At 72.3% G+C, this 17,331-nt stretch carries 16 protein-coding genes; all 16 read right to left on the bottom strand.

Annotated elements, in window-relative coordinates:
- Nucleotides 1-6: 6 nt before the first annotated feature.
- Entirely contained in the window at nucleotides 7-1,161 is a 1,155-nt protein-coding gene (gene ispG / locus ACH499_RS09535) for a flavodoxin-dependent (E)-4-hydroxy-3-methylbut-2-enyl-diphosphate synthase (RefSeq protein WP_356201056.1), read from the bottom strand.
- A 4-nt stretch (nucleotides 1,162-1,165) separates the two neighbouring features.
- Entirely contained in the window at nucleotides 1,166-2,188 is a 1,023-nt protein-coding gene (gene hpnH / locus ACH499_RS09530; RefSeq protein WP_356201057.1) for an adenosyl-hopene transferase HpnH, read from the bottom strand.
- A gap of 6 nt (nucleotides 2,189-2,194) precedes the next feature.
- The gene (locus ACH499_RS09525; RefSeq protein WP_356201058.1) at nucleotides 2,195-2,836 is read right to left on the bottom strand and encodes a 1-hydroxy-2-methyl-2-butenyl 4-diphosphate reductase; all 642 of its coding nucleotides are present in this window, start codon (nucleotides 2,834-2,836) and stop codon (nucleotides 2,195-2,197) included.
- Nucleotides 2,836-4,878 (bottom strand): squalene--hopene cyclase, encoded by a 2,043-nt coding sequence (shc, locus tag ACH499_RS09520; protein ID WP_399014518.1) that lies wholly within the window; start codon nucleotides 4,876-4,878, stop codon nucleotides 2,836-2,838. Before shc ends, ACH499_RS09525 begins: the two co-directional genes overlap by 1 nt.
- Nucleotides 4,879-4,996: 118 nt before the next feature.
- Nucleotides 4,997-6,061 carry a polyprenyl synthetase family protein gene (locus ACH499_RS09515; protein ID WP_399014756.1) on the bottom strand — a complete coding sequence of 355 codons (1,065 nt, stop codon included), beginning with the start codon at nucleotides 6,059-6,061 and terminating at the stop codon, nucleotides 4,997-4,999.
- Nucleotides 6,062-6,129: 68 nt separating this feature from the next.
- Entirely contained in the window at nucleotides 6,130-7,566 is a 1,437-nt protein-coding gene (gene hpnE / locus ACH499_RS09510; RefSeq protein ID WP_399014515.1) for a hydroxysqualene dehydroxylase HpnE, read from the bottom strand.
- Complete coding sequence (locus ACH499_RS09505; RefSeq protein ID WP_399014513.1) at nucleotides 7,563-7,706, bottom strand: DUF6380 family protein; 144 nt, start codon at nucleotides 7,704-7,706, stop codon at nucleotides 7,563-7,565. Before ACH499_RS09505 ends, hpnE begins: the two co-directional genes overlap by 4 nt.
- On the bottom strand, nucleotides 7,703-8,653 hold the full coding sequence (gene hpnD, locus ACH499_RS09500) for a presqualene diphosphate synthase HpnD (RefSeq protein WP_356201066.1): 951 nt from the start codon (nucleotides 8,651-8,653) through the stop codon (nucleotides 7,703-7,705). Before hpnD ends, ACH499_RS09505 begins: the two co-directional genes overlap by 4 nt.
- Nucleotides 8,650-9,552 carry a squalene synthase HpnC gene (gene hpnC, locus ACH499_RS09495; RefSeq protein WP_399014511.1) on the bottom strand — a complete coding sequence of 301 codons (903 nt, stop codon included), beginning with the start codon at nucleotides 9,550-9,552 and terminating at the stop codon, nucleotides 8,650-8,652. The genes hpnD and hpnC overlap by 4 nt, the downstream gene beginning before the upstream one ends.
- 357 nt (nucleotides 9,553-9,909) lie before the next feature.
- Nucleotides 9,910-10,689: an ABC transporter ATP-binding protein gene (locus ACH499_RS09490; protein WP_356201070.1), complete on the bottom strand. Its 780-nt coding sequence runs from the start codon at nucleotides 10,687-10,689 to the stop codon at nucleotides 9,910-9,912.
- Entirely contained in the window at nucleotides 10,682-11,611 is a 930-nt protein-coding gene (locus tag ACH499_RS09485; protein WP_356201072.1) for an ABC transporter permease, read from the bottom strand. The genes ACH499_RS09490 and ACH499_RS09485 overlap by 8 nt, the downstream gene beginning before the upstream one ends.
- A gap of 98 nt (nucleotides 11,612-11,709) precedes the next feature.
- Complete coding sequence (locus ACH499_RS09480; RefSeq protein ID WP_399014754.1) at nucleotides 11,710-12,582, bottom strand: glycosyltransferase family 2 protein; 873 nt, start codon at nucleotides 12,580-12,582, stop codon at nucleotides 11,710-11,712.
- 8 nt (nucleotides 12,583-12,590) lie between these two features.
- Nucleotides 12,591-13,370 carry a CDP-alcohol phosphatidyltransferase family protein gene (locus ACH499_RS09475; RefSeq protein WP_356201074.1) on the bottom strand — a complete coding sequence of 260 codons (780 nt, stop codon included), beginning with the start codon at nucleotides 13,368-13,370 and terminating at the stop codon, nucleotides 12,591-12,593.
- A complete protein-coding gene (locus ACH499_RS09470; protein ID WP_356201076.1) occupies nucleotides 13,348-14,409 on the bottom strand; it encodes an iron-containing alcohol dehydrogenase family protein in 1,062 nt (353 codons plus the stop codon). The genes ACH499_RS09475 and ACH499_RS09470 overlap by 23 nt, the downstream gene beginning before the upstream one ends.
- Nucleotides 14,397-15,149 (bottom strand): phosphocholine cytidylyltransferase family protein, encoded by a 753-nt coding sequence (locus ACH499_RS09465; RefSeq protein WP_356201078.1) that lies wholly within the window; start codon nucleotides 15,147-15,149, stop codon nucleotides 14,397-14,399. The genes ACH499_RS09470 and ACH499_RS09465 overlap by 13 nt, the downstream gene beginning before the upstream one ends.
- Nucleotides 15,146-16,999: a DUF5941 domain-containing protein gene (locus ACH499_RS09460; RefSeq protein WP_399014506.1), complete on the bottom strand. Its 1,854-nt coding sequence runs from the start codon at nucleotides 16,997-16,999 to the stop codon at nucleotides 15,146-15,148. Before ACH499_RS09460 ends, ACH499_RS09465 begins: the two co-directional genes overlap by 4 nt.
- Nucleotides 17,000-17,331: the final 332 nt, after the last annotated feature.

Below are 17,331 nucleotides of genomic sequence, written 5' to 3'. Positions count from 1 at the left end.
TGCTCTTCAGCTCACGGTGACGGCCGGCTCCCCCGCCGCGCCGTCCTTCTCCATCTGCTCGGCGATCTTCATGGCCTCCTCGATGAGGGTCTCCACGATCTTGGACTCGGGCACGGTCCTGACGACCTCGCCCTTGACGAAGATCTGGCCCTTGCCGTTGCCGGAGGCGACGCCGAGGTCGGCCTCGCGGGCCTCGCCGGGCCCGTTGACCACACATCCCATGACGGCGACGCGCAGCGGGACCTCCATGCCCTCCAGGCCGGCCGTGACCTCGTCGGCGAGCTTGTAGACGTCGACCTGCGCACGGCCGCAGGACGGACACGAGACGATCTCCAGCCGGCGCTCCCTGAGCCCGAGGGCCTGGAGGATCTGGATGCCGACCTTGACCTCCTCGGCGGGCGGGGCGCTCAGCGACACCCGGATGGTGTCCCCGATGCCCTGCGAGAGCAGCGCCCCGAAGGCGACGGCCGACTTCACGGTGCCCTGGAAGGCGGGCCCCGCCTCGGTCACCCCGAGGTGCAGCGGGTAGTCGCACCGGGCGGCGAGCTGCCGGTAGGCCTCGACCATCACGACCGGGTCGTTGTGCTTCACGGAGATCTTGATGTCCCGGAAGCCGTGCTCCTCGAAGAGCGACGCCTCCCACAGCGCGCTCTCCACCAGCGCCTCCGGGGTGGCCCTGCCGTACTTCTCCAGCAGGCGCCGGTCCAGGGAGCCCGCGTTGACCCCGATGCGGATCGGGGTGCCGTGGTCCTTGGCCGCCTGGGCGATCTCCTTGACCTTGTCGTCGAACTGCTTGATGTTGCCCGGGTTCACCCGGACCGCGGCGCAGCCCGCCTCGATGGCGGCGAAGACGTACTTGGGCTGGAAGTGGATGTCGGCGATCACCGGGATCTGCGACTTCTTGGCGATCACGGGGAGGGCGTCGGCGTCGTCCTGGGTGGGACAGGCCACCCGCACGATCTGGCAGCCGGACGCCGTCAGCTCGGCGATCTGCTGGAGCGTCGCCCCGATGTCGGAGGTGCGGGTCGTCGTCATCGACTGCACGGACACCGGGGCCCCGCCGCCGACGGCCACCGGCCCGACCTGGATCCGCCGCGACACGCGCCGCTCGGCGATCGGCCGGACCGGTACCCCGGGGACGCCCAGGGGGACGGCGGTCATCCCGTCACTCCCGGTTCCCGGAGACCGTCTCGCGCATGGCGCGCAGGGACTCCTTGAGGGAGCCCATGGTGGCGAGGACGGCGGTGGGCTCGTAGCCGCAGTGCGCCATGCAGTTGGCGCAGCGCGGGTCCTTGCCGCGGCCGTACTTGTCCCAGTCGGTCTCCTCGATCAGCTCCCGGTACGTCGGGACGTATCCGTCGCTCATCAGGTAGCAGGGGCGCTGCCAGCCGAAGAGGGAGTAGTTCGGGATGGCCCAGGCGGTGCAGGGGAAGTCGACCTTGCCCTCGAGGAAGTCGAGGAACAGCGGGGAGTGGTTGAGCCGCCAGCGGGCCCGGTTGCCGCCCGCGAAGGCCTTCTTGAACAGCTCGCGGGTCTGCTCGACGCCCAGGAAGTGCTCCTGGTCGGGCGCCTTCTCGTAGGCGTAGGCGGGCGAGATCATCATCTCGTCGACCTGGAGGTCGTCGTTGAGGTAGTTGAGGACCTCGACGATGGTCTGCGGGGTGTCGGTGTTGAAGAAGGTGGAGTTGGTGGTCACCCGGAAGCCGCGCCGCTTGGCCTCCTTGATGGCCTCGACCGCCTCGTCGAACACGCCCTCCTTGGCCACGGACTCGTCGTGCCGCTCGCGCAGCCCGTCGATGTGCACGGCGAAGGCGAAGTAGGGGGACGGGGTGAACTTGTCCATCTTCTTGCGCATGAGCAGCGCGTTGGTGCACAGGAAGACGTACTTCCGCTTGGCCACGAGCTGGCGCACGATCTCGTCGATCTGCGGGTGCATCAGCGGTTCGCCGCCCGCGATGGAGACCATCGGCGCACCGGATTCGAGCACCGCACCGACGGCCTGCGCGACCGGCATGCGCTGCTTGAGCACTCCGGCCGGATGCTGGATCTTGCCGCATCCCTCGCACTTCAGGTTGCAGGCGAAGAGCGGCTCCAGCTCCACGATGAGCGGGAACTTGTCCCGCCGGCGGAGCTTCTGTTCGGCCAAGTATGTAGCGACCTTGATGGACTGGCGCAGCGGCATGGCCATCTGGGCTCACCTCCTGGGGAGCGGCAAAGAACGGTGCCATTCGAAGAAAGCGGGGAGCACGGACCGAAGAACGCGGAAAGCCGATATTCCACCGCGCAGGGTGCCGATCCGGACGAGTTCGTGTTCGGGGGCGTCCACGACCACCCGGACGGCCGCAACGGGGCGCGGGCCCGTGCGGACGGCGCTCAGGAGGGTGGCGGCGGACTCCATGTCGACGGCGATCGCGCCGGTCGTGAGCAGTGCGGCGCGTTCGGCGCCGCGGACGACGTGGTCCGAGCCGGTCAGCGGCCCGGTGTGGACGGTGCGCCCGGGGACGGCCCGGACGAGTTCCTTGACGAGCCGGTCGGTGCCCACGCAGCCGACCGTGCCCCGCGGATCGCGGGTCTGTTCGGCGACGACCAGGTCGCCGGGGTGCATGCCGGGGGCGAGGCCGGCGCAGAAGCCGGTGGCCAGCACGGCGGCGTCGCCGAGCGCGGGACCGGCCAGGATCCGGGCGACGGAGCGTTCGGCCGCCCTCGGTCCCATGCCGGTGCGCAGGACGGTGACGGGCCCGGCGGCCCCGCCGCGGTCGCCTGCGCGCAGGGCGAGGTGCTCGATGCCGAGCGCGCAGGCGATCAGCAGCGGGGCCGGCCCGGGCTGCTCCCTCATCAGCTTCCCTTCGCCTCGGTCAGCGACTCGGCGAGCGCCTGCACCGTGCGGGGCGCCTTGGCGAAGGGTTCGCCGTTGACGTACCGGCCGAGCGCGGTCAGCGGGAAGACCTGCCGGTACAGGTGGTAGTTGATCGAGAAGTCCCAGGGGAAGCCGGTGCCGGTGAAGTACGGCTCGTCCCAGGAGCCGTCCTCCCGCTGGGTGGCGGCGAGCCACTGGACGCCGCGCTCGACGGCCCGGGACTCCCTCTCCCCCGCCGCCAGCAGGGCCATCAGCGCCCAGGCCGTCTGCGAGGCGGTCGAGGCGCCCTTGCCGCTCCACTCCCGCACGTAACGGTAGGAGCGCAGGTCCTCGCCCCAGCCGCCGTCGTCGTTCTGCACGGACTCCAGCCAGCGCACCGCGCGGCGGATCGCCTGGTGCGAGGCCGGGATGCCCGCGGCGGTCAGCGCGGGGACCACGGAGCCGGTGCCGTAGAGGTAGTTGACACCCCAGCGGCCGAACCAGGAGCCGTCCGCCTCCTGCTGGCCGAGCAGCCACTGGATGCCGCGCCGGGTGCGCGGATCGTGGGCGAGTCCCTCGACGGCGAGCATCTCCACGACGTGCGCGGTGACGTCGGCGGACGGCGGGTCGATCACCTCGCCGAAGTCGCAGAACGGCAGCCGGTTGGGGAAGGGGCTGGTGTTGTCGACGTCGAAGGCCCCCCAGGCGCCGTTCTTCGACTGCATGCCGAGGTTCCAGCGCACCCCGCGCCCGATGGCCTTCTCCACGCGCTCCGCGTCGTGGTGCCGGACGCGGCGCAGGGCGAGGACGACCTCGGCGGTGTCGTCGATGTCGGGGTAGTTGTCGTTGTGGAACTCGAACGCCCAGCCGCCGGGCGGGAGTCCGGGCCGCTTCACCGACCAGTCGCCGGGGCGCACGATCTGCTCGCCCAGCATCCAGTCGGCGGCCTTGACCAACTGGGGGTGGTCGGCGGGCACTCCGGCGTCGGCCAGCGCGATGGTGGCGAGGCAGGTGTCCCACACCGGCGACTGGCAGGCCTCGATCATCCGGGCGCCGTCCTCGCGCCACACCGCGAAGCGGTCCAGCGACTCCAGGCCGGCGCGCATCACGGGGTGTTCGAGGTCGTAGCCGAGCAGGTGCAGGGCGATGACCGAGTACACGGCCGGAGGCTGGATGCCGCCCCAGCAGCCGTCGTTCTCCTGCCGTTCGACGATCCAGCGGGCGGCGGTGTTCACGGCGGCCCGGCGCAGCCGCTTCGGCGCCACCTTGCGGTAGGCGTGCAGCGCCTTGTCGAGGCGCTGGAAGAGGCCGTCCCAGCTCGCCGCCGGGGCCAGGGGGCGGGGAGGGCTGGGCCGGTGCGGGTCGGTGTGCAGTTCGTCGAGCGGGAACGGGGCGGGGCGCACCGGCCGCTTCGCCGAGACGATGGTCAGCGGCACGATGGTCTGCCGGGCCCAGCAGCCGAAGTCGTAGATGTTCAGCGGTACCCAGGGCGGGAACCAGATCAGCTCGGGCGGGAGTTCGGGCAGGTCCTCCCATTTCCACCAGCCGAACAGGGCGAGCCAGATCCGGGTGAAGACGCGGGAGGCGGCGATGCCGCCCCGGGCCCGGATCCACTCCGCGGCCTTCGCCATGTGCGGGGCGTCGGGGGCGTCGCCGGCCAGGCGGAGGGCGACGTAGGCCTCGATGGTGGTGGAGAGTTCGCCGGGGCCGCCGTAGAAGGTGGCCCAGGTGCCGTCCTCGCGCTGCTCGCCGCGGATGAACAGCGCGGCGGCGCGGGTGGTCGCCTCGTCCCGGATGCCGAGGAACTGACGCAGGAGCAGGTCCTCGGCGTCCATCGTGACGTTGGTCTCGAGGTCGCCCTTCCACCAGCCCTGGGCGTCCTGCCGGGAGAGCAGGAAGTCGGTGGCGCGCCGGGTGGCGCGGGCGGCGGCTTCGTGTACCCCGGCCGCCGCGGCGGGGCTCGTGATGTCGGCTTCTTCGCTGGCCGCGGCTGCGCGGGACGGGAGGGCCGCCCCGGTGCTTCCGTCGGTCGTCGCTGTCATGGCTTCCCCTTCGTGCAGTGTGCAAGTGGTGCGTCTGCTGTGGGTCCGCCGTCGGCCGGTGCTCGTCTACCCGCGACACCGGCCGGCGACTACGCGAGGGCTATTCGACCGATAGTGATCATCTCTTTCGTACGACGACGAAGTCCGCGAGCGCCGCGAAACGGTCCCGCACCTGGTCGGGCATGTCGACGGAGTCGAGGGCTTCGATGGCGATGGTGTGCTGGCGACGCGCCTCCTCGGCGGTCCACTCCCGTCCGCCCGCCTCCTCGATGAGGGCGGCACGGGCCGCGAACTCCTCCTCGGAGAAGTTCGCGAAGTCACTGCTCTTGGCGTCGGCCGCGAGGATGTCGCCGAGCCGCTCGGAGGCGGCGCCGCCCGCGGCGAGCGCGGCCACCACCGGCAGGGACTTCTTGCGCTGGCGCAGGTCGCTCCACGTCTGCTTGCCGGTGGCGTCCGGGTCGCCCCAGATGCCGAGGAGGTCGTCGACGGCCTGGAAGGCCAGGCCGAGGTGGTAGCCGTACCGCTCCAGCGTGTCGGCGGTGCGTTCGTCGGCGCCGCCGAGGACCGCGCCGATGGAGCTGGCGGTGGCGAGCAGGGCACCGGTCTTGTTGCCCTCCATCTCCAGGCACTCCTCGACGCTGACGCGGTCGCGGTGCTCGTAGGAGATGTCCTGGGCCTGACCGTCGATCAGGGCGCGGCTGGCCTTGGTCAGCCGGCGGGTGGCGCGGCCGGCCTCGACCGTGCCGATTTCCAGCAGCACCTCGTTGGCGAGGGCGAACAGGGCGTCGCCGACCAGGATGGCCTGGGCGGGGCCGTGCACCTTCCAGACGGTGTCGCGGTGGCGGCGCTGTTCGTCGCCGTCCATCAGGTCGTCGTGCAGGAGGGAGAAGTTGTGCACCAGCTCGACCGCGACCGCGCCGGGCACGCCGACCTCGGGCGCGGCACCGGTGACCTCGGCGGACAGGACGGCGAGGGCGGGGCGGACGGCCTTGCCGCCGTCGCCGTGGGAGGGCTTGCCCTGGGCGTCGATCCAGCCGAAGTGGTAGGCGGCGACCGTGTCCATGGGAGGCGCCAGGCGGTCGACGGCCGCTCGCAGGACCGGCGTGGTCAGGGTCCGGCCGCGCTCCAGGAGCGCGGTCACGTCCACCGTGGTCCGTCGATCGGCCTTGGGGGCCGGGGGCACAGTGGGCACAGTCTCTCCTCCAGTTACGGTACCGGGAGTGCGGGAGTCGGTCCCACGCGGTCGGGTTCTCATGCCGCCTCCTCGAGGAAGCCGGGAAGGCGGTCGCGGGACCGGCCCAGGGCGGCGAGCGCGGCTCCCGCCGCCCCGACACCGCTGCGGACGGCACTCTCCATGGTCGCGGGCCACCCGGTGGCGGTCCACGCTCCGGCCAGGTACAGGCCGGGTGCCTTGGTGCGGGCGCCGGGCCTGAGCCGGCCGACGCCGGGGGCGGGGGCGAAGGTCGCGGTGCGCTCCCGGGTCACGAAGAAGTCCTTCACCCCGGCGCCGCGGGCGCGTGGCAGCAGCCGCTCCAGTTCGGGCAGGTAGCGCTCGCGCAGCACGGCCACGGGCGCGTCGATCTCGTCCTGCGCGGTCGACTGGGACAGCGCCAGGTACTGACCGTCCTTCAGGCCGGAGGCCTCGGTGCGGTCGAACACCCACTGGACGGGGGTGCCGAGGGCCGTGAGGAACGGCGCGGCGAGGACCTTGCGGTCGTAGATCACGTGGACGTTGAGGATCGGGGCGGTGCCGATCTCCAGCAGGTCCCCGGGTGCGTCGAGGGCGCCCGGGGGCAGCAGGTCGTGCGCCTCGCGCTGCGGTACGGCGAGGACGACGGCGTCCGCCCGGACGGTCTCGCCGAGGGTCCGGACGGTCCAGCCGCCGTGCTCGTCGGCGGAGACGGAGGTGACGCGCGCACGGACCTCGGTGCGCACGCCCGCGGCCTCGAGCGCCTTGCGGGCCAGCCCGTCGTGCAGTTCACCGAGCGGGACGCGGGCCCAGCCGATGTCGGCCGCGCCGGGGTCGGACAGCAGACCGGTCTTGAACACCATCGCGGCGAGCCCCAGGGAGGCGTCGGCCGCGGTCGCGTTGAGGGTGGCGACGCCGACCAGGTCCCACAGGGCCTCGACGGCCCGCGCCGACTGGCCGTGCGCGGTCAGCCAGCTCCCGAAGTCCTGGGTGTCCAGCGCCGGGTCGGCCGGGTCGAGCGCCTGGAGCGCGAGCGCGGCACGCCCGACCCGGACGCGCTCGGCGAGCGAGAGGTGCGGGTACGCCGCGAGGCTGCGCCCCAGGTGCAGGGGCACGGGCAGGGCGTCGCGCCGCAGTCTGCCGAGCCGCCGCCCCTCGGGCTTGTCGAGGTCGACGACGGGTACGTCGAGACGTTCCTGCACGGGAGCGAGCGCGGTTCCCCCGATGCGGTCGAGGAACCAGCGGTAGGCGGTGCAGCAGCGCAGGTACACGTGCTGGCCGTTGTCGACGGTCAGGTCGCCGCGCCGGAAGGAGAACGCGAGCCCGCCCAGGCGCGGCCTGCCCTCCAGAAGGGTGACGCGCACCCCGGCGTCGGCGAGGGCGAGGGCCGCGGTGACACCGGCGAGCCCGCCGCCGACCACGACGGCGTGCCTGCCGGCCGGGAGGGCGGAGACGTCCGTGAGCGGCCCGTCGTCACGCGTGCCGTTGCCGTGGGTCATCGTGCACCTTTCCCTGCCCGGTCGCCGTGGTGTGTGAACGCTGTACGGCCGACCGTCTCAGTCAGGGACGCCGCCCGCCACCGGAGGGTTGCCCACCAGAGGCCGGCGGCGGCGTGGCCCCGGACCGGTGTGCCGCTCACGGGCGCCCCCTGCCGGCCCGCCGGGTCACGTGCCGGGTGTCGAGCCCCGACAGGCCGCGCACGGCGACGTACGCCTTCTCGCGGCCGGGCAGGGAGACCCGGCCGCGCAGCACGGCCTCGGGGTCGCGCTCGATGCGGTCCAGCAGACGGCGGTAGATGCCGGCCATGGCGGCCACGCAGGCGCCGCTGCGCCGGTCGAGCATGGGCAGCAGCCGGTAGCCCTCGGCGAACAGGGCGCGGGCCCGGCGGACCTCGAAGTGGACGAGGCCCGCGAAGTCGGAGCCCTCCGGCGGCGTCGGCCCGGCGAACCCGGCCGAGCAGCCGAACTTGGCGAGGTCGTCGGCGGGCAGATACGTGCGGCCGTCCTCCGCGTCCTCGCGGACGTCGCGGAGGATGTTGGTGAGCTGGAGCGCGAGTCCGAGCGTGTCGGCGTACTCGGGCGCGCGTTCGGCGCCGCGCGCCCCCGCTTCGGTGCCGAAGACGCCGAGCGAGAGGCGTCCGATGGCGCCGGCCACGCAGCGGCAGTAGACCTTCAGGTCGTCCCAGGTCTCGTACGTCTCGCCGCGCAGGTCCATCTGGACGCCGTCGATCAGTTCGTCCAGTCCGCCCAGCGGGATCGGGAACTGCCGGGCGGCGTGGGAGAGGGCGACGGCGACCGGGTCGGTGTCGTCCTCGTCGACCTCGCCCTCGTGGACGCGGCCGAGCAGCGCCCGGGTCTCCTCCAGCCGGGCGACCTTGACGTCGGGGGCCAGCTCGCCGTCGCCGATGTCGTCGACGCGGCGCGAGAACGCGTACAGCGCCGACATCGCCCGGCGCTTGGGCGTGGGCAGGAGCCGGATGCCGTACGCGAAGTTCCTGGCCTGCTGTCCGGTGACGGTCTCGCAGTAGCTGTAGGCGGCGAGTACCGGTGCGGACACGTGTGCTGACGTCTCCACGGTCCGGATCACCCCTTTCCTCGCAGAGTCACGCCCACCTCGCGCAGCAACCGGATCTTTCCGTGCTGGGGCGGGCCGGGAAGTACGTCGTGGCCGGCGGCGGCGATCGCCGCGAGGGCCGCCCGTCCTCCCGCCACGAATCCGGCGAGCAGCAGCCGCAGCCTTCCGTGGACGCTGCCCACCAGGGGGGAGCCTGCGTCCAGCAGCTCGCGGGCGCGCTCGGCCTCGAAGGCGATCAGGGCGCGCACCGAGGCGCCGGCCGTGGGTGCGGCGAGGTCGGCCTCGCCGACGTGGAAGCGCTTCATGTCCTCGGCGGGCAGGTAGATCCGGTCGCGGCCGAAATCCTCGGCGACATCCTGGAGGTGCTCGACGATCTGCAGGGCCGTGCAGATCTCGTCGGAGCGGCGGATGCGCTCGGGCGTCGAGGTGCCCGTGACGGCGAGGACGAGGCGGCCGACCGGGTTGGCGGACAGCTCGCAGTAGGCGAGGAGGTCGTCGTAGGTCTCGTAGCGCGCGACGAGCTGGTCCTGGCGGTTGGCGGCGATCAGGCCGAGGAACGGCCCGGGGGTGAGCGCGCGCCGGCGCACGGTCGGCTGGAGGCGCCGCAGCAGGGGGTGGCGGGGGGTGCCGTCGAAGACCCGGCGCAGGTCGGCCTCGAAGGCGTCCAGCATCAGCAGGCGGTCGTCGGACCGCTCGGGTGCCACGCCGAGGAGCCGGGCGTCCGCGCCGCCGGGGGCCAGGTCGCCGTCGCCGATGTCGTCGACCAGGCGGGCGAAGCCGTAGACCGCCATCAGGTCGACGCGCCAGTCGCGGGGCAGGAAGAAAGGAGCCACGGGGAAGTTCTCACCCGCGGCCTTGTCGAGCGTGCCGCGCTCCGGATCGACGGCGTGCGCCGTGTCGGTCGCCGTCATCGCCCGCTGCCCGGGACGGGGACGGCGCACGCTTCGCGGAGCAGGGGAGTTTCCGTAGCCATTGCCGTCACATCTCCCGTTCTACACTGCGGACCCAATACACACTATTTCGGACACGCCGCCCGGCCGCCCGCGCGGCAGGCCCGCTCGAGGGTGACGGGCATTATCGCCCCATGTGCCGCGTTTCGGGACCGCTACAGCTTACGTCGTACGACTGACCGGGTTCTGCCGGGGTGCTCCGCGCAACACGAGAACGCACCGGTCGACTCCAAGATTCCTGGACGGGCCGGGAGTTGACGCTTCCTTTGCAGACGCGGGCCCCGCCGGAACAGTTCCGGCGGGGCCTCGGCGTGTCGGTCACTTGCCCGTGAACTTCTCGTACTCCCTGAGCACCTCGTCGGTCGGTCCGTCCATGCGCAGCTCACCGCGTTCCAGCCACAGGACGCGATTGCAGGTGTCGCGGATGGACTTGTTGTTGTGGCTGACCAGGAAGACCGTTCCGGCCTCCTTGCGCAGCTCGCGGATGCGCTCCTCGGAGCGGGTCTGGAACTTGCGGTCACCGGTGGCCAGCGCCTCGTCGATCATGAGGACGTCGTGGTCCTTGGCGGCGGCGATGGAGAAGCGCAGGCGGGCGGCCATGCCGGAGGAGTAGGTGCGCATGGGCAAGGTGATGAAGTCGCCCTTCTCGTTGATGCCGGAGAAGTCGACGATGTCCTGGTAGCGGGCCTTGATCTCCTCGCGGGTCATGCCCATGGCGAGGCCGCCGAGGATGACGTTGCGCTCGCCGGTCAGGTCGTTCATCAGGGCCGCGTTCACGCCGAGCAGCGAGGGCTGCCCGTCGGTGTAGACCTTGCCCTTCTCTGCGGGCAGCAGGCCGGCGATGGCCCGCAGCAGGGTCGACTTGCCCGACCCGTTGGAACCGATCAGGCCGATGGCCTCGCCCCGGTAGGCGACGAAGGAGACGCCCCGCACGGCGTGCACCTTGCGCACCCCGCGCTCCTGGCCCCGCTTCACGATGCGGCTGAGGGCCGCGGTGGCGCTGCCCTTGCCGGTCTTGGCGCCGTTGACGCGGTAGACGATGTGCAGGTCGTCCGCGATGACCGTCGGCACCCGCTCGCCCTGCTGCTGCTCAGCCACGGCCGTACCTCTCCTCCGCCTTCCAGAAGTACACGAAGCCGCCCACGGCGAGGAGCACGGCCCAGCCGAGCGCGACCGCCCACACGTGCGGCGGCAGGTTCTCGGAGCCGTACCCGTCGATCAGCGCGAAGCGGATCAGGTCCATGTAGACGGCGGCCGGGTTCCACTGGAGCACGTCGGCCAGCCAGGCAGGCTTGCCCTCCAGCATGATCGGGATGGAGAACATGACGCCCGACGCGTACATCCACGTGCGCATGATGAACGGCATGAGCTGGGCGAGGTCGGGGGTCTTCGCCCCCATCCGCGCCACGATCAGCGCCAGCCCCATGTTGAAGAGGAACTGGAGGACGAGCGCGGGTACGACCAGCAGCCAGGACAGGGAGGGGTAGCTGCCGAAGCCCACGACGACCGCGAACATCACGATCATCGAGGCGAGGAGCTGCTGGAGCTGCTGGAGCGCGAAGGAGACCGGCAGCGAGGCGCGCGGGAAGTGCAGCGCCCGCACCAGGCCGAGGTTGCCGGAGATCGCGCGTACGCCCGCCATCGCCGAGGACTGCGTGAAGGTGAAGACGAACACGCCCGTGACCAGGAACGGGATGTAGACGTCCTTCGGCATCCCGCGGCCGGCGTCCAGGATCAGGCCGAAGATCAGGAAGTAGACGAGCGCGTTCAGCAGCGGTGTGGCCACCTGCCAGAGCTGGCCGAGCTTGGCCTGGCTGTACTGGGCGGTCAGCTTCGCCTGCGAGAAAGCGAGGATGAAGTGCCGCCGTCCCCAGAGCTGGCGGACGTACTCGACGAGGGACGGCCGGGCGCCGCTCACGGCCAGCCCGTACTTGGCGGCGAGCTCTGCCGCCGTGAGGCCCTCGTCGGGCGACACGGGCCTGGTCATGGCGACCGTGCCGTCGTGCGTTGTCTCACTCACAGTGGAAACTTTCGTCTTCGTCGATGCGCGGCCCGTACGAGCCTGGCACGTGCCTGTCGGGCCCCGGACGGCCGGGACGCTCCCGGGGTACGAGCTTGTCAGATCACCGGGGGCCGGCCCAGCCAGGTCAGCCGCCACACCGTACGCCACTTCATGGGCCGGCGAGGACCGCACGCGGTGGCCCAGCCCTCCTTGAATCCGCCGAACCAGGCCTTGAGGGCCGGGCCCGAGGGGCGGCGCAGCAGTGTCAGCAGCAGCCACACCCCGAGGTAGACGGGGACGAGGAGCGCGGGGAGGTTGCGGCGGGCGAGCCAGACCCGGTTGCGGGCGACCATGCGGTGGTAGACCGCGTGCCGCGAGGGCGCCGTCGTGGGGTGGTACAGCACCATGTCGGACCGGTAGTCGATCATCCAGCCCGCGTCCAGGGCCCGCCAGGCCAGGTCGGTCTCCTCGTGGGCGTAGAAGAACTCGGCCGGCAGGGCGCCGACCTGCGCGAGGACGCTGGTGCGGACGGCGTTGGCGCCGCCGAGGAACGTGGTGACCCGCGAGGAGCGCATCGGGTCGGAGGCGCGCAGCCGCGGCACGTGCCGGCGCTGGGTCTGCCCGGTGTCCGGGTCGGCGATGCGGAAGCTGATGATGCCGAGCTCCGGATCGTCCGCGAACGCCCGGCGGCACAGCTCGGCGGTGTCGGTGCGGGCGAGCAGGCCGTCGTCGTCCAGGAACAGCAGGATGTCGACGTCCTGCCCGCCCGGGCCGAAGGCCTCGATGCCGACATTGCGGCCGCCGGGGATGCCGAGGTTCTCCGGCAGCTCGACGGTGCGCACGCCCTCTGGGACCTCCGGCACGGGCGAGCCGTTGCCGACCACGACGACCTCGACCGGGTCGCCGTCCTGCCGCGCGACCGAGTCGAGCAGGGCGCGCAGCTCCTCGGGGCGGTTGCCCATGGTGATGACGACCGCGCCGACCTTCATCGGCGCGCTCATCGCAGCCTGCTCGAGGCGAGGACGGACACCAGGTGCAGCAGCGTCTGCAGCATCGCGATGCCGGCGAGGACGGCGGTGCCGAGGCGGGTGAAGAAGAGGTCTCCCCGGCTCGCGTCCACGACGGCGAGGACGAGGATCAGCAGGGACGCCTCGATGCCGAGGATCAGGCGGTGGAACTTGAGCGCCCCGGCGGCCCGGCGGGCCAGGGCCATGCCGGAGGAGCGGGGCTCGGACGCGGCCTCCTTGACCGGCGGCATCCCGGCCTGGTGCCGGGCGACGCCCACGAGGTCGGTCTCGGCCTTGATCAGGATGGCGCCGAGGGCGGCGAGGGTGCCGAGGAAGGCCCACAGCCAGTCGATCCGCCCCGTGCCCCAGATGTCGGCGGCGCGCAGGCCGAGGCCGACCAGGACCGCGGCGTCGGTCAGGTACGCGCCGACGCGGTCGAGGTAGACGCCGCCGAGCGAGTACTGCTGCTTCCAGCGCGCGACCTCGCCGTCCACGCAGTCCAGCAGCAGGTAGAGCTGGACCGCGACGACACCGAGCACGGCGCCCGTGATCCCCGGCACCAGCAGTGCCGGGGCCGCGAGGACGCCGCAGACGGTCATCAGGTACGTGAGCTGGTTGGGCGTGACCCTGGTGTTCACCAGGTAGCGGTCGATCCGCAGCGAGACCTCGCGCATGTAGAGGCGTCCCGCCCAGTGCTCACCGCTGCGCCGGTCCTTGACCCCCGCGGGGTGGACGACCGGGCGTAGTTCAGCTACCGATGGCCTTGACATAGTCGGCGTACATGTCCTTGATCTGGTCGGTCTTGAGGTCGAGGTGTTCGAGGATCGTGTAGCGGCCGGGCCGAGTCTGCGGGGCGAACTCCACGGCGCGGAAGAACTCGGCCGGGGTGAAGCCGATCTCCTCCGGCAGCACCGGCAGCCCGTGCCGGCGCAGCACCTGCGCCATGTACACCGACTCCTCGTGGGCGCCGCGCAGGTACATCGCGAAGGCCGCGCCCAGGCCGCACTGCTCGCCGTGGGCGGCCGCGCGCTGCGGGTAGAGCAGGTCGAAGGCGTGGTTGATCTCGTGGCAGGCGCCCGAGGACGGGCGCGAGTCGCCGGAGACGGACATGGCGATGCCGCTGAGCACCAGCGCCTCGGCCAGCACTTGGAGGAACTCGTTGTCCCCGACGCCGCCGGGGTGCCGCAGCACGGCCTCGCCGGCCTGGCGGGCCATCGCGGCGGCGAGGCCGTCGATCCGCTCGCCCTTGACGCGGTTGGCCAGCTCCCAGTCCGCGATAGCGGAGACGTTGGAGACGGCGTCGCCGATGCCGGCCCGGACGAACCGCACCGGGGCGGCGCGGATGACGTCCAGGTCGATGACGACCGCGATGGGGTTCGGGACGCCGTAGGAGCCGCGGCCCGCGTCGTTGTCGAGGGTGGCGACCGGGGAGCACAGGCCGTCGTGGGCGAGGTTGGTCGGCACGGCGACCAGCGGCAGACCGACCCGCGCCGCGGCGAACTTGGCGCAGTCGATGATCTTGCCCCCGCCGAGGCCGACGACCGCGTCGTAGTGGCCGCCCTTCATGGCGCCGGCCAGCTTGATCGCGTCGTCCAGCGTGCCGCCGCCGACCTCGAACCAGTCGGCACCGGGCAGGGACGGGGCGACGCGCTCGCGCAGCCGCGCGCCGGAGCCGTTGCTCACGGCCACGGCGAGCTTGCCGGAGTGGGAGATGCGCTCGTCGGCGAGCACACATCCCAGGTCGTCGAGGGCACCGGGGCGGATGTCGACGACGACCGGCGACGGGATGAGCCTCGTCAGTACTGGCACGCGATCTCCCGTCCCCTGGCGAGGTCGTCGTGGTTGTCGATCTCGACCCACTTGACGTCGCCGATGGGCGCCACGTCGATCTTGAAGCCGCGGTCCACCAGCTCCTGGTAGCCGTCCTCGTAGTAGAGCTGCGGGTCGCGCTCGAAGGTGGTCTTCAGCGCGTCGGCCAGCTCGGCGGCGGCCTCGCCCTCGATGAGGGTGACGCCGATGTACTCGCCGGTCGCCTCGGCCGGGTCCATCAGCTTGGTGATGCGCCGGACGCCCTTGTCGGGGTCGACGACGACCTTCATCTCCTCGTCGGCGAGGGACTTCACGGTGTCCAGGGCGAGGATGATCTTCTTGCCGTCGCCACGGGCCGCGAGCAGGGTCTTCTCGACGGAGACCGGGTGCACGGTGTCGCCGTTGGCGAGGATCACGCCGTCCTTGAGGGCGTCACGGCCGCACCACAGGGAGTAGGCGTTGTTCCACTCCTCGGCCTTGTCGTTGTCGATGAGCGTGAGCTTGACGCCGTACTTCCGCTCCAGCGCCTCCCTGCGCTCGTACACGGCCTCCTTGCGGTACCCGACGATCACCCCGACCTCGGTCAGGCCGACCTCGGCGAAGTTGCCGAGCGTCAGGTCCAGCACCGTGAGGTCGTCCTCGGCGCCCTCGGGACCGACCGGGACCAGCGCCTTGGGCAGGGTGTCGGTGTAGGGGCGCAGACGGCGTCCGGCGCCGGCCGCCAGCACGAGGCCGATCATGCGGGTTCTCCTTCGTCGTGTACGGCGGGTGCGCCGACCTTGTGGGCGGCGACCCAGAAGCGGATGCTCTCGACGAGCACCACGAGGGCGACGGCCACGGCGAGGACCGTGAGCGCGACCTTGAAGTGGGTGGCGGTGAGCAGCACGGCCAGCACCGTGACCAGCAGCGTGCGTCCCTCGTGCCCCCCGGTCGCCCGCACCAGCCAGTGCGGGGGCGCACCCGCGTTGCCGCGGATGCGGTAGACCGTGTCGTAGTGATGGTAGGCGACCGCGGCCACCAGCCCGAAAGCCGCCGGAAGCACCCCGTTCACGTCCGCTTGGGCCGCCAGCACGAGGACCGTGCCGTACTCGGCGGCGCGCAGGAAGGGCGGGACGAGCCAGTCGAGGGCGCCCTTGAGGGGGCGGGCGACGGCGAGGCCGGAGGTCAGGACGTAGGCGAGGGCCGCGACGGCCGGCCAGGGGCTGCCGAAGTCGGTGAACGCGCACGCGGCGACGACGGCGAGGCCGCCCAGCAGGGCGACGACGGGGGCGGTGAAGCCGGGCAGCCGCCGGGCGGGCCCGCGCAGCGCCGTGGCGACGCCCTCGGCGAGCGGGCCGGAGTCCGCGAGGTCGGCCAGCGCCTTCGCCGCCCGGTCGGTGCGGGTGGCGCGACGGGTCAGCGAGCGCAGCACGCGGCCCGCCGTGGTGTACGTCGCGGCGAAGGCGCAGCCGATCAGCAGCGCGTAGAAGGTGATCCGGGGAGTGGTGACCGCGGTCAGGACCGCGATCATGGCCCAGCGTTCGCCGATGGGCAGCACGATCATGCGGCGCACCCAGACGGTCCAGCCGACGCTGTCGAGCCGGTCGGAGAGGGCCGCGGTGGGGCTGGTGTTCGCGGTGGCGTCGTGGTTGGCCTCGTTGAACGAGAAGTCCACCACGTGCCGGCAGGTCTGGAGGACCATCGCGCCGAGGGCGAGGGCCCACACGTCGTCGCCGCCGCGGGCGGCTCCGAGGGCGAGGCCCGCGTAGTAGGCGTACTCCTTGGCCCGGTCGAAGGTGGCGTCCAGCCAGGCGCCGAGCGTGGAGTACTGGAGGGAGTAGCGGGCGAGCTGTCCGTCGGTGCAGTCGAGGACGAACGAGGCGATCAGCAGGACGCCGGCGGCGACGAAGCCGCCGCGGGTGCCGGTGGCCGCGCAGCCCGCCGCTATGAGCGCGGTGATCAGGGAGGCGGTGGTCACCTGGTTCGGGGTCAGGCCCCGGCGCGCGCACCAGCGGGCGATGTAGCGGGAGTAGGGGCTGACGAGGAAGGTGGTGACGAAGCCGTCGCGGGCCTTGACGGCCGACTTCAGGCGTACGGCCTCGTCGTCGACGGACGCGACGGCCTGCCGCGCCTCGTTGCGGGCCTGCGGGTCGGCGGGGACCGTGGCGACGAGGCTGCCGAGCTCGGGCCGGTGCACGTCGGCGCCGTCGGCGTCGAGGGCGGTGGCGATCCGGTCGGCGAGGCTGTCGACGTCGCCCACGCTCGTGGTCGCCCGGGCCTGGGCACCGCAGCCCGCCGTGCCGCCGCCCCCGGAGTTCTCGCGGGCCATGGCGCGGGTGAGGGCCTGGCGGCCCTCCGGCCGGGCGGTCACGGCGCCGGGGATCGCGGCGAGCGGGAAGCGCGGGTCGGTGAGGGCGAGACGCAGCGCGTGCAGATGGCCGACGAAGCGGGCGTCGACCACGGCGACCCGCTCGGAGGCGGGTACCCGGGCCAGCAGCGTCTCGGCGTCGGCCGTGCCGGAGGCGATCCGCACGTCGAAGCCGAGGGACCGCAGCTCGCCCTCGACGGACGAACCGGGAACCGGCTGACCGGTGAGGATGGCGGTCGACAAACCGAACTCACTCCCTGGTGCCGGCGCCAGCGCGCCGGGCCTGTACATGGCGGTGCGCCCGTGCCTGGGGCACCCGGGCGGCATGTCGGCCGAGGTTATCGGATGCCTGGAACACCGTGTTCACCGCCCGTTTCACGGACGGTCGACGCCGCTTGCACCCGCCTTGGCCGCGATCATCATTGTGGATGCGGGGCCCGCCCCACAAACCGCGCTCCCCAAACGGACATCAAGGGCGTCGCGCAGGGTCGGCGGGCATGTGCGGAGGGTCAGGACCCGGCGTGCGGGCGAGCGGCCGGCGGCACGGCGGGAGCGCCGCCCCCGGACCCCGCAGC

The organism is Streptomyces sp. NPDC018947 (assembly GCF_044390505.1).
Classification (GTDB): Bacteria; Actinomycetota; Actinomycetes; order Streptomycetales; family Streptomycetaceae; genus Streptomyces.
This window is presented reverse-complemented; position numbering and strand designations above follow the sequence as displayed.

Excerpts from the sequence above, each read along its gene's own strand:
- ACH499_RS09465 (WP_356201078.1), bottom strand. The coding sequence starts at position 15,149 with ATGATCGGCCTCGTGCTGGCGGCCGGCGCCGGACGCCGTCTGCGCCCC.
- hpnE (WP_399014515.1), bottom strand. The coding sequence starts at position 7,566 with ATGACCCACGGCAACGGCACGCGTGACGACGGGCCGCTCACGGACGTC.
- hpnC (WP_399014511.1), bottom strand. The coding sequence starts at position 9,552 with ATGACGGCGACCGACACGGCGCACGCCGTCGATCCGGAGCGCGGCACG.
- ACH499_RS09525 (WP_356201058.1), bottom strand. The coding sequence starts at position 2,836 with ATGAGGGAGCAGCCCGGGCCGGCCCCGCTGCTGATCGCCTGCGCGCTC.
- hpnH (WP_356201057.1), bottom strand. The coding sequence starts at position 2,188 with ATGGCCATGCCGCTGCGCCAGTCCATCAAGGTCGCTACATACTTGGCC.
- ispG (WP_356201056.1), bottom strand. The coding sequence starts at position 1,161 with ATGACCGCCGTCCCCCTGGGCGTCCCCGGGGTACCGGTCCGGCCGATC.
- shc (WP_399014518.1), bottom strand. The coding sequence starts at position 4,878 with ATGACAGCGACGACCGACGGAAGCACCGGGGCGGCCCTCCCGTCCCGC.
- ACH499_RS09475 (WP_356201074.1), bottom strand. The coding sequence starts at position 13,370 with ATGTCAAGGCCATCGGTAGCTGAACTACGCCCGGTCGTCCACCCCGCG.
- ACH499_RS09480 (WP_399014754.1), bottom strand. The coding sequence starts at position 12,582 with ATGAAGGTCGGCGCGGTCGTCATCACCATGGGCAACCGCCCCGAGGAG.